This is a genomic window from Pseudomonas gozinkensis (assembly GCF_014863585.1).
Classification (GTDB): Bacteria; Pseudomonadota; Gammaproteobacteria; order Pseudomonadales; family Pseudomonadaceae; genus Aquipseudomonas; species Aquipseudomonas gozinkensis.
This window is the reverse complement of sequence record NZ_CP062253.1, coordinates 2251090-2267456: the sequence shown is the minus strand read 5'-3', so window position 1 is coordinate 2267456 and position 16367 is coordinate 2251090. Positions and strand designations below refer to the sequence as shown.

Annotated in this window: 20 protein-coding genes and 1 tRNA gene; 4 read left to right on the top strand and 17 right to left on the bottom strand. The window is 58.1% G+C overall.

The features are described from left to right. Window positions 1-81 precede the first annotated feature (81 nt). Window positions 82-339 carry a hypothetical protein gene (locus IHQ43_RS10140; RefSeq protein ID WP_192564214.1) on the top strand — a complete coding sequence of 86 codons (258 nt, stop codon included), beginning with the start codon at window positions 82-84 and terminating at the stop codon, window positions 337-339. Window positions 340-529: 190 nt separating this feature from the next. On the opposite strand, the gene IHQ43_RS10135 is transcribed toward IHQ43_RS10140, so the two are convergent. From IHQ43_RS10135 to thrS, 9 genes are all read right to left on the bottom strand, one after another. Beyond that, a tRNA-Pro gene (locus tag IHQ43_RS10135) sits at window positions 530-606 on the bottom strand. A gap of 89 nt (window positions 607-695) precedes the next feature. Next, window positions 696-1052 carry a MerR family transcriptional regulator gene (locus IHQ43_RS10130; RefSeq protein WP_003179985.1) on the bottom strand — a complete coding sequence of 119 codons (357 nt, stop codon included), beginning with the start codon at window positions 1050-1052 and terminating at the stop codon, window positions 696-698. Further along, window positions 1033-1335, bottom strand: a complete 303-nt coding sequence (gene ihfA, locus IHQ43_RS10125; RefSeq protein WP_002553164.1) for an integration host factor subunit alpha — start codon at window positions 1333-1335, stop codon at window positions 1033-1035. The genes IHQ43_RS10130 and ihfA overlap by 20 nt, the downstream gene beginning before the upstream one ends. A 3-nt stretch (window positions 1336-1338) precedes the next feature. Further along, entirely contained in the window at window positions 1339-3717 is a 2379-nt protein-coding gene (gene pheT, locus IHQ43_RS10120) for a phenylalanine--tRNA ligase subunit beta (RefSeq protein WP_192564213.1), read from the bottom strand. Between the two features lie 26 nt (window positions 3718-3743). After that, window positions 3744-4760, bottom strand: a complete 1017-nt coding sequence (pheS, locus tag IHQ43_RS10115; protein ID WP_011333387.1) for a phenylalanine--tRNA ligase subunit alpha — start codon at window positions 4758-4760, stop codon at window positions 3744-3746. Window positions 4761-4869: 109 nt separating this feature from the next. After that, complete coding sequence (gene rplT / locus IHQ43_RS10110; protein WP_002553161.1) at window positions 4870-5226, bottom strand: 50S ribosomal protein L20; 357 nt, start codon at window positions 5224-5226, stop codon at window positions 4870-4872. Between the two features lie 30 nt (window positions 5227-5256). After that, a complete protein-coding gene (gene rpmI, locus IHQ43_RS10105) occupies window positions 5257-5451 on the bottom strand; it encodes a 50S ribosomal protein L35 (protein WP_002553160.1) in 195 nt (64 codons plus the stop codon). Between the two features lie 60 nt (window positions 5452-5511). Then, window positions 5512-6063, bottom strand: coding sequence for a translation initiation factor IF-3 (gene infC / locus IHQ43_RS10100; protein ID WP_169432615.1), 552 nt, complete (start codon window positions 6061-6063; stop codon window positions 5512-5514). Next, window positions 6063-7985 (bottom strand): threonine--tRNA ligase, encoded by a 1923-nt coding sequence (gene thrS, locus IHQ43_RS10095; RefSeq protein WP_007956031.1) that lies wholly within the window; start codon window positions 7983-7985, stop codon window positions 6063-6065. The genes infC and thrS overlap by 1 nt, the downstream gene beginning before the upstream one ends. 371 nt (window positions 7986-8356) lie before the next feature. On the opposite strand from thrS, the gene IHQ43_RS10090 reads away from it, so the two are divergent. Further along, a complete protein-coding gene (locus tag IHQ43_RS10090; RefSeq protein ID WP_192564212.1) occupies window positions 8357-8659 on the top strand; it encodes a hypothetical protein in 303 nt (100 codons plus the stop codon). Window positions 8660-8949: 290 nt separating this feature from the next. Beyond that, window positions 8950-9162, top strand: coding sequence for a cold-shock protein (locus tag IHQ43_RS10085; protein WP_003179963.1), 213 nt, complete (start codon window positions 8950-8952; stop codon window positions 9160-9162). Between the two features lie 70 nt (window positions 9163-9232). Here IHQ43_RS10085 and IHQ43_RS10080 read toward each other — a convergent pair whose 3' ends face one another. Both IHQ43_RS10080 and IHQ43_RS10075 read right to left on the bottom strand, forming a co-directional pair. After that, on the bottom strand, window positions 9233-9550 hold the full coding sequence (locus IHQ43_RS10080; protein ID WP_192564211.1) for an I78 family peptidase inhibitor: 318 nt from the start codon (window positions 9548-9550) through the stop codon (window positions 9233-9235). A 167-nt stretch (window positions 9551-9717) separates the two neighbouring features. Continuing rightward, window positions 9718-10023 carry a hypothetical protein gene (locus IHQ43_RS10075; RefSeq protein WP_179692044.1) on the bottom strand — a complete coding sequence of 102 codons (306 nt, stop codon included), beginning with the start codon at window positions 10021-10023 and terminating at the stop codon, window positions 9718-9720. 129 nt (window positions 10024-10152) lie between these two features. Here IHQ43_RS10075 and IHQ43_RS10070 point away from each other — a divergent pair, with 129 nt between their 5' ends. Then, window positions 10153-10365, top strand: coding sequence for a hypothetical protein (locus tag IHQ43_RS10070; RefSeq protein ID WP_007956023.1), 213 nt, complete (start codon window positions 10153-10155; stop codon window positions 10363-10365). Window positions 10366-10398: 33 nt separating this feature from the next. Here the strand turns inward: IHQ43_RS10070 and IHQ43_RS10065 are convergent, their stop codons facing one another. From IHQ43_RS10065 to IHQ43_RS10040, 6 genes are read right to left on the bottom strand one after another with little or no spacing between them, the layout of a single operon-like run. Beyond that, window positions 10399-11427 (bottom strand): nucleoside hydrolase, encoded by a 1029-nt coding sequence (locus IHQ43_RS10065; protein WP_192564210.1) that lies wholly within the window; start codon window positions 11425-11427, stop codon window positions 10399-10401. Window positions 11428-11471: 44 nt separating this feature from the next. Further along, window positions 11472-11876, bottom strand: coding sequence for a D-ribose pyranase (gene rbsD, locus IHQ43_RS10060; RefSeq protein WP_007956017.1), 405 nt, complete (start codon window positions 11874-11876; stop codon window positions 11472-11474). Further along, a complete protein-coding gene (gene rbsK, locus IHQ43_RS10055; protein ID WP_192564209.1) occupies window positions 11873-12790 on the bottom strand; it encodes a ribokinase in 918 nt (305 codons plus the stop codon). The genes rbsD and rbsK overlap by 4 nt, the downstream gene beginning before the upstream one ends. A 23-nt stretch (window positions 12791-12813) precedes the next feature. Continuing rightward, the gene (locus IHQ43_RS10050; RefSeq protein ID WP_192564208.1) at window positions 12814-13833 is read right to left on the bottom strand and encodes a LacI family DNA-binding transcriptional regulator; all 1020 of its coding nucleotides are present in this window, start codon (window positions 13831-13833) and stop codon (window positions 12814-12816) included. Window positions 13834-13836: 3 nt separating this feature from the next. Then, window positions 13837-14814: an ABC transporter permease gene (locus tag IHQ43_RS10045; protein ID WP_064594871.1), complete on the bottom strand. Its 978-nt coding sequence runs from the start codon at window positions 14812-14814 to the stop codon at window positions 13837-13839. Then, window positions 14811-16364 (bottom strand): sugar ABC transporter ATP-binding protein, encoded by a 1554-nt coding sequence (locus IHQ43_RS10040; protein WP_192564207.1) that lies wholly within the window; start codon window positions 16362-16364, stop codon window positions 14811-14813. Before IHQ43_RS10040 ends, IHQ43_RS10045 begins: the two co-directional genes overlap by 4 nt. Between the last annotated feature and the right edge of the window lie 3 nt (window positions 16365-16367).

The following is a 16367-nucleotide window of genomic DNA, read 5'->3' as shown; positions in this document are numbered from 1 at the left end:
ACATCCGCCCGTCAGTCGCCCGGCACTTTGCCTTGCCTCTGATTTTCCAACGTTCATTCAACTGACGCGGAAGCCCCGAATATGAACATATCCATTGCAGCATTCGTGCTTGGAGGCTATCTGTCTGCCATCGCCCCTCTTGCGATAGCAGGAAGCAGCACTCCGCCTGCCGCCATTCCCGGGGTCAACCAGGGAGGCACCGAATCCAAGGAGGAAAAGGCCGACAAAAAAGGTGAAGAGGCCTCGGGGTCGAACTCAGGTGCAGAGACTCATGAGACAGAGAAGGATGCGCAGACGTCCAGCAAGCCAACAGACAAGGTGCAAGAAAAAAAACCTTAGAGGGTTTTGCCGTCGCTGCCGGATGTGGCACTCGTTAAAGCGAGCCATTTGCGCAGGCACAAAAAAGCCGATCTGGCTGATCGGCTTGAGTGTCTGACTTTGATTAGGAGGGAAACTGGATTCCACGACAAAAGTCACTGTGCATGAAAAAGCCCAACTCGCTAAAGTTGGGCTAAGTCATTGAATTATATGGTCGGGACGGAGTGATTCGAACACTCGACCCCTAGCACCCCATGCTAGTGCGCTACCGGACTGCGCTACGCCCCGACTAGGCGTGAAACTTGTTCCTCACCTCGAAGAACGCTCAAGAATATATCGCAAGCTTTTGAAAACTGGAAGTATTTAAAAGCAGGAAATTATTTCTTGAGTACCACCAGAACATCTTCGAGCTCGGCGATCATCTGGCGGATCATTTGCTTGTATTGGGTGGTGTCGTCTTTGGCTTCATCGCCTGACAGACGCAGGCGCGCGCCGCCGATGGTGAACCCCTGATCGTAAAGGAGCGCGCGGATCTGCCGGATCATCAGCACGTCCTGGCGCTGATAATACCGGCGGTTTCCGCGGCGTTTGACGGGGTTGAGCTGAGGAAACTCCTGCTCCCAGTAGCGCAGCACGTGCGGTTTTACCGCACACAGCTCGCTGACTTCACCAATGGTGAAGTAGCGTTTGCCCGGGATGACGGGTAGTTCGTCGTTATGACTTGGTTCCAGCATAAGCCTCAACTCGGGCCTTCAACTTCTGCCCTGGACGAAAGGTGACCACACGGCGAGCCGTGATCGGGATTTCTTCCCCCGTTTTCGGGTTGCGGCCAGGCCGCTGGCGTTTGTCCCGAAGGTCGAAATTGCCGAAACCCGACAATTTGACCTGCTCGTTGTCTTCAAGAGCGTGCCTGATTTCCTCGAAAAACAGTTCAACCAATTCCTTGGCTTCCCGCTTGTTCAGGCCCAGCTCTTCATACAGACGTTCCGCCATCTCAGCTTTCGTCAAAGCCCCCATACGTCACTTCCTTAACGTGGCGTTCAACCTTTGTTCGAGCGAGGTGAGGATATTTTGCGTCGTCGAATTCACCTCATCGTCATTAAGAGTGCGCGATGGATGCTGCCAGGTCAAGCCGACTGCAAGGCTTTTTCTATCAGGATCAATGCCTTTACCCTGATACACGTCAAATAGCCTGAGGTCTGTCAGCCATTCGCCTGCATTTTCACGGATTACGTCCAGTACAGCCGAGGCTGCAACGTTTTTGTGCGCAATCAGTGCCAGGTCACGACGCACTTCAGGAAAGCGCGACAACTCGTGGAATTTCGGCATTTTACCCAGAGCGACTTCAGCCAGAACCAGCTCGAAGACGAAGACCGGACGGTCGAGACCCAAGGATTTCGACAGCTCAGGGTGAATCGCGCCGATAAAGCCGACTTCACGCCCTTCCCGCTCGATGCGCGCGGTCTGGCCCGGATGCAGTGCGGGATGCTTGCCCGGCGCAAAAGTGAACTGATCCAGCGCGCCGGCGAAGCCCAGCACTGCTTCTACGTCAGCCTTGACGTCGAAGAAGTCCACGGTATCGCGACCTTGCGCCCAGCCTTCCGGCAGACGACTGCCGCATACCACACCGGCGATCATCGGCTCTTGCTTCAGACCTTCCAACTGACCGACAAAGCGCAGACCGCTCTCGAACAGACGGACACGATCCTGCTGACGATTGAGGTTGTGCTGCAACGCCTTGACCAGACCCGGCCACAGCGAAGAACGCATGGCAGCCATGTCATTGGAGATCGGGTTCGCCAGCAACAGTGGCTCGACGCCTGGGTTGAACAGCTCGAACTGCTTTGGATCGATGAAGCTGTAGGTGATCGCTTCCTGGTAACCACGAGCAACCAGCAGACGACGCAGTTCCGGCAGGTCGCTACGCGCTTCAGCCTTGGCTTGTGGCGCCAGGCGAGCTTGCGGGTAACGAACCGGCAGGCGGTTGTAACCGTACAGACGTGCCAGTTCTTCGATCAGATCGACTTCCAGGCTGATATCGAAGCGATGACTCGGCACTTCTACGCGCCACTGCCCTGCTCCGTCGACGGAAACCTTCAGACCCAAAGCGTTGAGCAGACGCTCGACTTCGGCCGAATCCATTTCCATGCCCAGCATCTGAGTGATGCGCTGCGCACGCAGGGTGATCGGCGCGATCGACGGCAAGTGCTGTTCGCTGACCGTTTCGATGATCGGGCCGGCTTCGCCACCGGTGATTTCCAGCAGCAGGCCAGTAGCGCGCTCCATGGCTTCACGGGCCAGTTGCCAGTCCACACCGCGCTCGTAGCGGTGAGAAGCGTCGGTGTGCAGGCCGTAGGAACGAGCCTTGCCCGCCACCGCGATCTGGTCGAAGAACGCACTTTCAAGGAATACGTCGCGAGTGGTCGCGGACACGCCGCTGTGCTCGCCCCCCATCACGCCAGCAATCGCCAGAGCACGGGTGTGGTCGGCGATCACCAGCGTATCGCTACGCAGGCTGACTTCCTGACCGTCGAGCAGTACGAGCTTCTCGCCCTCTTCCGCCATGCGCACACGGATGCCGCCATTGATTTCGGCGAGATCGAAGGCGTGCAGCGGCTGACCCAGCTCGAGCATCACGTAGTTAGTGATATCGACCGCGGCGTCGATGCTGCGCACTTCGGCGCGACGCAGGCGCTCAACCATCCACAGCGGCGTCGGCCTTGACAGGTCAACGTTACGAATGACACGGCCCAGATAACGCGGGCAGGCAGCAGGTGCCAGGACTTCTACCGAACGCACTTCATCATGCACGGCCGGAACAGTCATCACCACCGGACGCGTGACCGGGGCGTCGTACAGCGCGCCGACTTCACGGGCCAGACCGGCCAGTGACAGGCAGTCGCCACGGTTCGGAGTCAGATCGACTTCGATGCTGGCGTCTTCCAGGTCCAGATAAACGCGGAAATCTTCGCCCACCGGCGCATCGGCCGGCAGCTCCATCAGACCGTCATTGCCTTCACCGACCTGCAGCTCGGATTGCGAGCACAGCATGCCGTTGGACTCGACGCCGCGCAGCTTGGCCTTCTTGATCTTGAAGTCGCCCGGCAGCTCGGCACCGATCATGGCGAACGGAATCTTCAGGCCCGGACGCACGTTTGGCGCACCGCACACGACCTGGAAGGTTTCTGCACCGTTGCTGACCTGGCATACGCGCAATTTGTCGGCATCGGGGTGCTGCTCGGTGCTCAGCACCTCGCCCACCACCACGCCGCTGAAAACACCGGCGGCCGGCGTAACGCTATCGACCTCAAGACCGGCCATCGACAGACGTGCAACCAGCGCGTCGCGATCTACCTGCGGGCTGACCCAGCCACGCAGCCATTGTTCACTGAATTTCATCCTGCTCTCCTAAGAATTCGTTACGACTAGCGAAATTGCGCGAGGAACCGCAAGTCGTTGTCGAAGAACAGACGCAAGTCGTTCACGCCGTAACGCAGCATGGCCAGACGCTCAACGCCCATGCCGAAGGCAAAGCCCGAGAACTCTTCCGGATCGATCCCGGACATGCGCAGCACGTTCGGGTGAACCATGCCGCAGCCCATCACTTCCAGCCAGCCAGTCTGTTTGCAGACGCGGCAGCCTTTACCGCTGCACATCACGCATTCCATGTCGACTTCGGCGGAAGGCTCGGTGAACGGGAAGTACGAAGGACGGAAACGCACGGCCAGTTCTTTTTCGAAGAACACCCGCAGGAATTCTTCGATCGTGCCTTTGAGGTCGGCGAAGTTGATATCGCGATCAACCAGCAGGCCTTCAACCTGGTGGAACATCGGCGAGTGGGTGATATCGGAGTCGCTACGGTACACACGACCTGGGCAGACGATGCGGATCGGCGGCTTTTTCGATTCCATGGTGCGGACCTGTACCGGCGAGGTATGGGTACGCAGCAACATGTTGGCATTGAAATAGAAGGTGTCATGCATCGACCGGGCCGGGTGGTGGCCTGGGATGTTGAGCGCCTCGAAGTTGTGATAGTCGTCTTCGACCTCAGGGCCTTCGGCAATGCCGTAGCCGATATGGGTGAAGAACTGTTCGATTCGTTCCAGAGTCCGGGTTACCGGATGCAGACCACCAGAGGTCTGACCACGGCCCGGCAGGGTCACGTCAATGGATTCGGCAGACAGTTTGGCAGCCAGTTCGGCTTCCTCAAACAGAGCCATGCGCGCATTGAGAACGCCTGTGACACGTTCCTTGGCAACGTTGATCAGGGCGCCGACTTGCGGACGCTCCTCTGCCGGCAAATTCCCCAGGGTCTTCATCACCTGAGTCAATTCACCCTTTTTGCCAAGGTATTGAACCCGGATTTGCTCCAGGGCATTGATATCTTCAGCGCTTTGCACAGCCTCTAGTGCTTGAGAGACCAGCGCATCCAGGTTTTCCATGTACAGACTCCAGATACAAAATAGGGGAAGAGCTTGAAGGCTCTTCCCCTATTTATGACGTTTAACACCTGGCCCCACAGAGGTGAGGCCAAGTGACTGTCGGGGGTACTTAAGCCAAGGTGGCTTTAGCTTTCTCGACAATCGCAGCAAACGCCGCTTTTTCGTTCACTGCCAGATCAGCCAGAACCTTACGGTCGATCTCGATGGACGCTTTTTTCAGGCCAGCGATGAAACGGCTGTAGGACAGACCGTTAACACGAGCACCAGCATTGATACGAGCGATCCACAGAGCGCGGAACTGACGTTTTTTCTGACGACGGTCACGGTAGGCGTATTGGCCTGCCTTGATTACCGCTTGCTTGGCAACACGGAATACGCGGGAGCGTGCGCCGTAGTAGCCTTTAGCAAGTTTCAGAATTTTTTTGTGACGTTTACGGGCAATGACGCCACGCTTTACACGAGCCATGAGTTACTTCCTCTATTCTTGATCCAAAAATTAACGAAGGCGCAGCATGCGCTCGACTTTTGCCACGTCAGACGGATGCAGCAAGCTGCTACCGCGCAGTTGACGCTTACGCTTGGTCGACATTTTGGTCAGGATGTGGCTCTTGAAAGCGTGCTTGTGCTTGATACCGTTAGCAGTTTTCAGAAACCGCTTAGCAGCACCACTTTTGGTTTTCATCTTTGGCATGTTCGGATACTCCGCATTCAGTTGATAAACATAATCAGAAGGCCTGCCGTGCCCTGTTGATTACTTCTTCTTTTTCGGGGCGATGACCATGATCAGCTGGCGTCCTTCCATCTTAGGATGCTGTTCGACCGAACCGTACTCGAGCAGGTCTTGTTCAACCCGCTTGAGGAGTTCCATCCCCAGCTCCTGGTGGGCCATCTCACGGCCGCGGAATCGCAAGGATACCTTGGCCCTGTCCCCGTCACTCAGGAAACGTACCAGGTTGCGCAGTTTTACCTGGTAATCCCCTTCCTCCGTCCCTGGACGAAACTTGATTTCTTTTACCTGAATCTGCTTCTGGTTCTTCTTCGCCGCAGCAATCTGCTTCTTCTTTTCGAAGATCGATTTGCCGTAGTCCATCACACGGCAAACCGGTGGGACCGCGTCGGCAGAGATTTCTACCAGATCAAGCTTTGCTTCTTCAGCAATACGAAGCGCTTCATCAATCGAGACGATGCCAATCTGCTCGCCATCAGCGCCAATTAACCGAACCTCGCGTGCCGAGATATTCTCGTTGATCGGGGCTTTCGGTGCAGCTCGTTTATCTTGTCTCATTTCACGCTTAATAATAATTACTCCGAATCTGGGCGACCACGCCGGGAAACCGCTTGCGCGAGAAACTCAGCGAACTGGGCGACGGGCATCGAGCCCAGGTCAGCACCTTCACGAGTACGCACAGCGACAGTCTGCATCTCGACTTCCTTATCCCCAATAACCAAGAGATATGGAACCTTGAGCAAAGTATGCTCGCGGATTTTAAAGCCGATCTTTTCATTTCTCAAGTCGGACTTGGCACGAAACCCGCTTTCGTTGAGAGTTTTTTCGACCTGAGCGACGAAATCTGCCTGTTTATCAGTGATATTCATGATCACTGCCTGGGTTGGCGCCAGCCACGCAGGGAATGCACCTTCGTAGTGCTCGATCAGAATCCCGACGAAACGCTCGAACGAACCGAGGATCGCACGGTGCAACATCACCGGATGCTTGCGGCTGTTGTCTTCGGAGACGTATTCGGCCCCCAGACGCACAGGCAGGTTGAAATCGAGCTGCAAGGTACCACACTGCCACACGCGGCCGAGGCAATCTTTCAGCGAGAATTCGATTTTCGGACCGTAGAAGGCACCCTCACCCGGTTGCAGATCGTATGGCAGACCAGCGCTATCAAGGGCTGCAGCCAGGGCCGCTTCGGCGCGATCCCACAACTCGTCGGAACCGACGCGCTTTTCCGGACGAGTGGACAGTTTCATCTCGACGTCGGTAAATCCGAAGTCGCGATAAACATCCATGGTCAGCTTGATGAACGCAGCGGATTCAGCCTGCATCTGCTCTTCGGTGCAGAAGATGTGAGCATCGTCCTGAGTGAAAGCGCGCACACGCATGATGCCGTGCAGCGCACCCGACGGCTCGTTACGGTGACAGGCACCGAACTCGGCCAGACGCATCGGCAGTTCGCGATAGCTCTTCAGGCCCTGGTTGAACACCTGCACGTGGCATGGGCAGTTCATCGGCTTGATGGCGTAGTCGCGGCTTTCCGACTCGGTAGTGAACATGTTGTCGGCGTAGTTTGCCCAGTGCCCGGATTTCTCCCACAGGCTGCGGTCAACGACTTGCGGCGTCTTGATCTCGAGATAGCCGTTGTCGCGCTGCACTTTGCGCATGTACTGCTCGAGTACCTGGTACAGCGTCCAGCCATTCGGGTGCCAGAACACCATGCCCGGCGCTTCTTCCTGGGTGTGGAACAGGCCCAGACGCTTGCCGATCTTGCGGTGATCGCGCTTTTCAGCCTCTTCGATACGCTGGATGTAAGCCGCCAGCTGCTTCTTGTCAGCCCAGGCGGTGCCGTAAACGCGCTGCAATTGCTCGTTCTTGGCATCACCGCGCCAGTAAGCGCCCGACAGTTTGGTCAGCTTGAAGGATTTCAGGAAGCGGGTGTTCGGCACATGCGGACCGCGGCACATGTCGACATATTCTTCGTGATAGTACAGGCCCATGGCCTGCTCGTTCGGCATGTCTTCGACCAGACGCAGCTTATAGTCTTCGCCACGGGCCTTGAACACTTCGATCACTTCGGCACGCGGAGTGACTTTCTTGATGACGTCATATTCTGTATCGATCAGCTGTTGCATACGCTGTTCGATGGCCGCCATGTCGTCCGGAGTAAAAGGACGCTCGAAGGCGATATCGTAATAGAAGCCTTCGTCGATAACCGGCCCGATGACCATTTTTGCAGTCGGATACAGCTGCTTGACCGCATGACCGACCAGGTGTGCGCAAGAGTGGCGAATGATCTCCAGCCCCTCTTCATCCTTTGGCGTGATGATTTGCAGCGTCGCGTCGCTGTCGATGATGTCGCAGGCGTCGACGAGCTTGCCGTTGACCTTGCCGGCCACGGTGGCCTTGGCCAGACCGGCACCAATGGATGCGGCGACCTCGGCTACGGAAACCGGGTGATCGAATGAACGTTGACTGCCGTCGGGAAGAGTAATAGTTGGCATGGCGCCTCCTCTCCTAGTGGTGACCCCTACCAAAGGTCACGTGGGTTGGGATGAGCCAGTACAAGATCCGATCCAGGCCATTCAATGACGAACGCCTGCCTTACAGCGGCAGGAGCCTTGCGGCCAACCGGAAAACCGAACCAGAGTGACTGGGATTCAATTCAGAATGTTCGTACGCTGCCGCTGCGGGGACTTATGGCCATCCGGAGCCTGCGAACGCCCGAGCCAGGCATGCTAGCACAGATGAACGGTCACCGATGCACTCTGGTTTTACCGAGAGGCAAATCGTCCGTTTTATGCCAGAGTGCTGAACTTGATCGGCCTTTGGGCCCTCAGATAACAAGACATTGACCCACAAGGAGCATCCTCGCATGCGTCTTAACACCCTGCTTGCTGCAGTCGCCCCCCTCGTTTTGCTGCTGCCGCTGAGCGCCCACGCCGACTGGCCAAAGGGCGAGCGTGATAAATACATGGCTCAGTGCACCCAGGCGGCCACTCCGCAAATCGGTGCCGCTGCAGCAAAATCCCACTGCGCGTGCGGTGCCGATGCCATCAAGTCCTACCCGGCCAGCGACATCCAGGCGCTGATGGACAACAAGGCTAGCCAGGAACTGCAGCAGAAAGCCCTGGGGCAAATTGCCAAATGCAAGGCCAACACCCCGGCGAAAAAATGATGAATCAGGCCTTTTCACTGCTCCCAGCACCGCTCAAAAGCATCTGATTCAGGCCTTTTCGTACGATTTATGCAGGTTTTACAGGTTTTTTTATTGTCTTTATTTTTCGCCAGAAGCCTTTTAAACCGGGGCCTCCAGCCGAAACAGGCAGTAAAGAAAACACGACTGATTGGCAAACAGCACGTCCGGGGGGCTACCAAAGCGAACATTTCGACTATGATACCCCAGTGTGCCCAGTTGGCCTGAGCAGCACAGTACTACTGAAAATATATGTTTCTTGGAGATACACCATGTCTAATCGCCAAACCGGCACCGTTAAATGGTTCAACGATGAAAAAGGCTTCGGCTTCATCACTCCTCAAGGTGGCGGTGACGACCTGTTCGTACACTTCAAAGCTATCGAATCCGACGGTTTCAAAAGCCTGAAAGAAGGCCAGACCGTTTCCTTCGTGGCTGAGAAAGGCCAAAAGGGTATGCAAGCTGCACAAGTTCGCCCAGAGTAATCTCCCGGCGCGCTAAAAAAACCCCGTCCATGTGACGGGGTTTTTTATGGGTGAAACAAAAGCTCGAAACTCAGCCGCAGTTGACGCGAGTGACCACCAGGTTCTGATCAGTATTCAGGTTGAGGCGATCGGAGCGGTACTCCAAAGTAATCATGTCATTTGGCTTGAGGAACCGGGCGTTCTGCGCACCGGCTTTTTTGCGCGCCTGCTCCAAGAGCTCCGGCGAAGCTTTCTTTCCGAGAGCGAACTCCGCAGCTGACGCTTCACAACGACCATGTCCGGCCTCAGTCGCCACGGGATCCTTCTGCGACTCGCTGGAGGTCGTGGTGCAACCACCCAACAAAGCAACGGCCATCAGTGCACCCAGTGACGCGAACTTCCAAGGCATTGAAGCCTCCTTATTTCAATTTTGAGCAGAGATCGTGCGACCGCCAATACGGCGTTTGGTTTCACGGTGAGTGCTGTCACCCTGCCCCACGATCGGAAAAACGCCGAGTGTGCCTGAGCAACGCCTGAAGCATCACCTCGTAAAACGTCACTGAATATTAATGACGCTCAGTAGACATCAATGTAGTCGAAGGGCGGATTCGGCCAGTTATCCTTGAGCGCATTGAAGATCTGCATGACCCAGACTTCGTCGCTCGCTGCGACATTTCCCACATACCCCGAGCCTTTTGCCCAGGTTTCCAGGCGAAACAACAGGCCGTCAATGTCCTGACCGCCAGTGACACCCGAAGAGATATAGGCAATCCCGCCCTTGGTCACGCGCAGTTGGGTGTGTTCATCATCACTGGCCGACGCCAGCATCCGGCGGACAGCATCAAGTGTCAGGCCGTCGGGGCTATTCAAATCGATCTGCACAGCGCAATCCTTGTTTTTTGGCGGAAACGACCAAGTGTCGCATAGCCCTGCGCTCATGCCTAAGTCGCAGTGCCAAACGCTCGGCAAAGTGGTTAACTCAAGACTCCGATATCGTGACCGAGCCTTGCCATGACCACCGTAAGCATTACCGCCGACATCAAGGCCACCTGGCCGCAAGGGCACAGCTCTTACAGTCCGGGCAGCCCGGAGGAATTGGCATTGATCAGCATCGACTTGCTGGTGAAGACGCTGGGAACGCAAGGCGCGCAGTCGTTCATCGCCCAGCTGTTCGAGAAGTATCCCGATGACTTCAAAGGGACATCGGACACCGAGAGGGAGTAAAAGCCCGCAAGCTGGCACTCGCGGGCGTATAGCTTACTTCAGGCGCTTCAGACGCTCGGTCAGCAGATCGAAGAAGCCCTGGGCATCGCCGTTCTCCACCCAGAAGGCGTTCTTCGGTGCCTTCAGGCCGTCATACCAGTCGACAATGGTCTGGCCGAACGTCGGACCCTCACGGCTGTCGACCACCACATTCACCGACCGACCGGTGAACAGCTCAGGCTTGAGCAGATAAGCCACGACAGTGGCGTCATGCACCGGGCCACCCGGAATGCCGTAGTGCTCCATATCCCCTTTGATGTACTCGTTGAGGATGTCGCCGACAATCTTGCTTGCATTGTTGTTAAGCGCCGCGATCTGCTTCAGGCGCGCATCGCTGGTCAGGATCTTGTGAGTCACGTCCAGCGGCAGGTAAGTCAGTTTCACACCGCTTTTCAGTACCACCTCTGCTGCCTGCGGGTCGGCGTACAGGTTGAACTCGGCCACTGGCGTGATGTTGCCGCCGTTGAAGTGGGCGCCCCCCATGACCACCACTTCCTTGATCCCCTGAACGATCTCCGGCTCCTGGATCAGCGCCAGCGCCAGGTTGGTCTGCGGGCCGAGCATCGCGATGGTGATGCTGTGTGGCTTGGCTTTTTTCAGGGTGTCGATCAGGTAGTTGACCGCGTTGCCTTCGGCCAGCCCCTTCTTCGGCTCGTGCACGGCGACACCCGACAAGCCTTCCTTGCCATGAATGTTTTCAGCGTAGATCGGCGTACGCATCAGCGGTTTCGGCGCACCGGCGTACACCGGAATCTCCTCCCGCCCTGCCCACTCACGGGCCAACCGGGCATTGCGCGAAGTCTTGTCCAGACGCACGTTGCCGGCAACGGTGGTCAACGCACGAATGTTCAGCTCCTCCGGGGAGGCCAGGGCAAACAACAGGGCGACCACGTCGTCGGCGCCCGGATCGGTGTCGATGATCAGGTCGATCTTTTCCGCCGCCTGGGCGCCGGTCGCGGTTATCACGGACAAAAGCAGCAGACTCCGAATCAATTGATGCATTTTTTGAGCATAGCGGTGCATGGCGCATTCCTTGTGCAGATGAAATCAAAAGGGGCGAACCCTGTTTAGAACGTAACTCCAGACACCAGCACGATGTTGCAGTACGGCTGGCATTCGCCCGTACGAACGATCGCTCGTGCCTGTCGGCTGAGCACTTTGAATTGCTCGTGACTGAGCAGGTCACGCCTCCCCAGCGAGCCTTCGTCATTCAGCTCGTCCAGCGTGGACAGCGCAGTCGGTTGCTTGTCGAAAATCTCCTTGGCCAGCGCGTGGCTTTCCACCTGCATCTCACTGAGCACGACTTTCAGGGTGCTGACGAAATCCGGTACGCCGTGCGTCAGCGCCAGGTCGATCAACTCGACACCCGGCGGTACCGGCAGGCCGGCGTCGCCGATCACGACCATGTCGCCGTGGCCGAGGGAAGCAATCAGCCGCGACAGGGCGACATTGAGCAAAGGAGTCTTTTTCATGCGGGTTTGAATGCCTGTACGTCGGAGGTGGTGGGAATGGAGGGCTGGGCACCTGCCCGGGTAACCGACAGGGCCGCAGCGATCTGTCCAAAACGAATGGCCTCGTCCACGGCTTTGCCGGCCGCCAGTGCAGCCGCAAACCCGCCGACAAAGGTGTCCCCGGCGGCAGTGGTATCGACAGCCTTCACTTTCGGTGCAGGAAAATGCTGGTAACCCGTGCCATTGGCGAACAAGGACCCTTGAGCGCCCAGCGTAATGATGACTTTGCCAGCGCCCATTGAAATAAGGTGCTCAGCGGCTTTTTCAGCGGTCGCCAGCGAGTCCACCGGCAAACCGCTGAGGGCGGCGGCCTCGCTCTCGTTGGGAATCAGGTAATCGATGGCCGCAAACCAATCCGCCGGCAGCGGGCGACTGGCCGGCGCCGGGTTGAGGATGACCGTCTTGCCCAGTTCATGCCCGCGCTTCAGGGCATGGCCTACGGTGGCATCGGGTATTTCCAGCTGGCAGATGATCACATCGGCAGCCTGCAGAACAGCGTCGAACCGGTCGACAACCGCCGGAGTCATCGAACCATTGGCACCGGCCACGATGACAATCGCGTTCTGACTGTTGTCATCGACCACGATCAGCGCCACGCCACTGGAATCTTCCACCACGCTGACCGCCTGACAATCGATCTGCTCGGCCAGCAACGCGTCGCGCAATTGCACGCCATAGTCATCGTTGCCGACACAGCCGACCATCGACACCTTCGCACCCAGCCGCGCAGCAGCCACCGCCTGATTGGCGCCCTTGCCACCGGACACGGTCGCGAAGGAATGGCCGATCAGCGTCTCACCACCCCGGGGCAAACGCGGCGCCCGGGTGACCAGGTCCATGTTCAGGCTGCCTATTACCACTACATTTGCGGACATACATCACTACTCTTCAATTCGTTTCAGCGGTATTCGGTGAACACGCCGGACAGCGGTGCAGTCGATTCGCGCAGGACAATACTCGGGGTCACGATCCGCTGATCCGTCGCCAGATCCGGCGTAGCAATTCTTCGCAACAACACTTCCGCAGCCATCTCGCCCAGTTGCAGGATCGACTGGCCCACGGTCGTCAGCGCTGGATACACGTAACGACTCATCTGGATATCGTCGAAGCCGATCACCGACAGCTCGGCGGGCACGCGCACGTTGCGTTCCGCCGCCGCCCGCAGCACCCCGATACCGATCATGTCGTTACCGGCGAAGATCGCGCTCGGCGGATTGCGCTCAAGCAGGACGGAAGCCGCGCTGTAACCGCCGGTGCTGGTGAAGTCACTTTCCAGCATGCGCGACGGAGGCACTTCAACACCGGCCTCTTTCAGCGCTCGAGAAAAACCGGCCTGACGCATTTGCGCGACGCTGGTGCTGGCCGGGCCACCGATCGTGGCGATATCCCGATGTCCGAGCTCAAGCAGATGCCGCGTCGCGAGGTACGCGCCATATTCGTGATCGATGCGCACCAGGTCGGCGTCCACGCCTTCAAGTCCACGGTCGACAATCACCATCGGCGTCTTTACGCCCGCCAGTCCTTGCGCCAGACCACTGTCGCCACCCGCCGAGGCGACGATCAGGCCGTCGATGCGCTTTTCCAGCAGGACCCGCAGGTAGCTGCGCTGCTTGTCCGGGTTGTCGTCGGAGTTGCAGAGAATCACGCAGTAGCCGTTACGCTCGCAGTAATCCTCGATCCCGCGCGCCAGCTCAGCGAAGTACGGGTTGAGGCTGTTGGGCACCAGCAAGCCGATGGTGGCGGTGGTTTTCGCTTTCAGCGAACGGGCCACGGCGCTCGGCACATAGTCGAGACTCTTGATTGCCGCCTCGACCTTGAGCCGCACTTCTTCGCTCACCGGTCGGGTCTTGTTCACTACGTGGGACACGGTCGTGTAGGAAATTCCTGCAAGTGCCGCCACATCCTTGATCGTTGCCATTTATCAGCCCCGTCGGCTTGCGCGTTGACTGCGATAGGTGTCGAGCACCACGGCGATCACGATCACAGCACCCGTGATGATGCGCTTGGTCGGCTCGGTCGCGCCAATCTGCGCAAGACCGGCCGCCAGCACGGAGATGATCAGCACACCGAAAAAGGTACTGATCACCGAACCACGCCCACCCATCAGACTGGTGCCGCCGATCACCACGGCAGCGATCACTTGCAGTTCAAGGCCGGAACCGGCATTCGGATCGGCCGCTTCCAGCCGGGAAATCTGGAACAGCGCCGCAATGCCGGCAAGCAGGCCCATCAGGCTGAACACCAGGATCTTGTAGGGCTTGGGATTGATCCCCGCCAGACGCACCGCTTCTTCGTTGGTGCCAATGCCGATCAGGTAGCGACCGAACACGGTACGGGTCAGAACGGCCTGGGCAACGAAGATAACCAGCAAGGCAATGATGAACGACGGCGAAATACCGAATGCGATCGGGTTCGACAGCCAGGCGAACGAGTCACCGATGTAGGCCGTGCGCGAACCGGTCATCTGATAGGCCAGGCCACGGGCCATCTCCAGCACACCGAGCGACACAATGAATGACGGAATTCGCCACGCCACGGTAATCGAGCCGGTAACCGTGCCGGCCAACGCCGCGACGGCCATCCCCAACAAGGCAGCCGGCAATACGCTCCAGCCCCAGCCAAGAATCGCCACGCTGACCGTGGAGGCCGCGAGTGCCAGCACCGAGCCTACCGACAGGTCGATCCCGCCGATGATCAGGACGAACGTCATGCCCACCGCCAGAACCATCAGGTCGGGAATCTGGTTGGCCAGGGTGCTGAAGGTGTTATACGACAGGAAATGGCTGCTCATGACCGAGAACAGCGCAATCATTGCCAGCAAGGCACCGGCGAGCCCCAGATAAGTGCCGAGGCCGTAGAAATTGCCACTGGATTTGCCGGCGGAAGATGCAGTTTTCATGGGAGATCCCTAGGCGCTGCTTCGTTGAGCAGCGCATCACGTTTCTGGTAGCCGGCGAACGCGGCGGCAAGCAAGTCATCCTGGGTCCAGCTGTCGCGCTCGAAGGTGTCGATCAGACGCCCTGCCGACAGCACGCCGATACGGTCGCAGATCAGCATCAACTCACGCAGATCACTGGACACCACAACCAGCGCCTTGCCCTGACGGGTCAATTCGCCGAGCAAGGCATAGATATCGAATTTGGCGCCGACATCGATGCCGCGAGTCGGCTCGTCGAACAGCAGGACCGAACAGTCGCGCTCAAGCCAGCGCCCGATCACCACTTTTTGCTGGTTGCCGCCGGACAGCTCGGACACCAGTTGCGTCGGGCTGGAACTGCGAATGCGCATGGCGTCGATCTGTCGCTGCGCGAGCTTCGTTTCATCGCCGTTGTTGACGAACCCGCCGCTGGAAATTTCCGGCATGTTGCCCAGGGCAATGTTGGCGCTGATCGACTGACTCAACAGCAGGCCTTCGCCCTTGCGATCTTCGGTGATCAAGGCGATACCGTTGCGCACCGCATCGACTGGCGAGCGAATGCTCACCGTTTTTGCCGGAGAACCGAGCGCCACCGTGCCGCTGTCCGCGACATCGGCTCCGAAGATCAGCCGCAAAAGCTCGGTGCGCCCTGCCCCGATCAGACCCGAGATACCAAAAATCTCACCAGCGCGCACTTCAAAGGACACATCGCGCACCTTGTCGGAGCGGCTCAGGCCTTTGATCGTCAAGGCCGGTGCGCCGATATGGCGAGCCCCCAGATCGATATGCTCGCCCAGCTCGCGACCGACCATCAGGGTGACCAGTTGCTCGCTGTTGTAGTTGGCCATCGGTTCAACGCAAACCAGGTTGCCGTCACGCAGCACGGCAATACGCTGTGCGACCCGAGCCAGTTCTTCGAGGCGATGAGAGATGTAGATGATCGAGACGCCGCGCGCCTGCAACCGAGTGATCTGCTCGAACAGCATCTCGACCTCCCGCGCGGTCAGCATTGCGGTCGGTTCGTCGAGAATCAGCACGTGGCAATCGCCGATCAGGTTACGGGCGATCTCGACCATCTGCTGGTGACCGATGCCCAGCTCGCCGACGAGTGTGTCCGGGTCGATGGCATCGAGGCCGACTTGGGCCATGGCTTCGATGGCGGCCTTGCGCAGCTGCTTGCGACTGATCCAGCCACCGTTGCTTGGCAGGTTGTCGAGAAACAGATTCTCCGCCACCGAAAGGGTCGGCAGCAGATTGAGCTCTTGCATGACCATGCGCACACCCAGCTCTTCAGCCTGCGTGCGGCTGCCGGGGCGATATTCCTTGCCCTGGAACTGCATCTGGCCGGTGGTGGGTGTGACCAGCCCGCCGATGATCTTCGACAGGGTGCTTTTGCCGGCACCGTTCTCGCCGGTCAACGCCAGCACTTCACCGCGCATCAACGTCAGGTCGATGCCGGTCAGAACCGGTTGCGCATAGGTCTTGCCGATACCGCTGACCGAGAGGACAGCGTTCGGAGCGGAAACTGACATAAA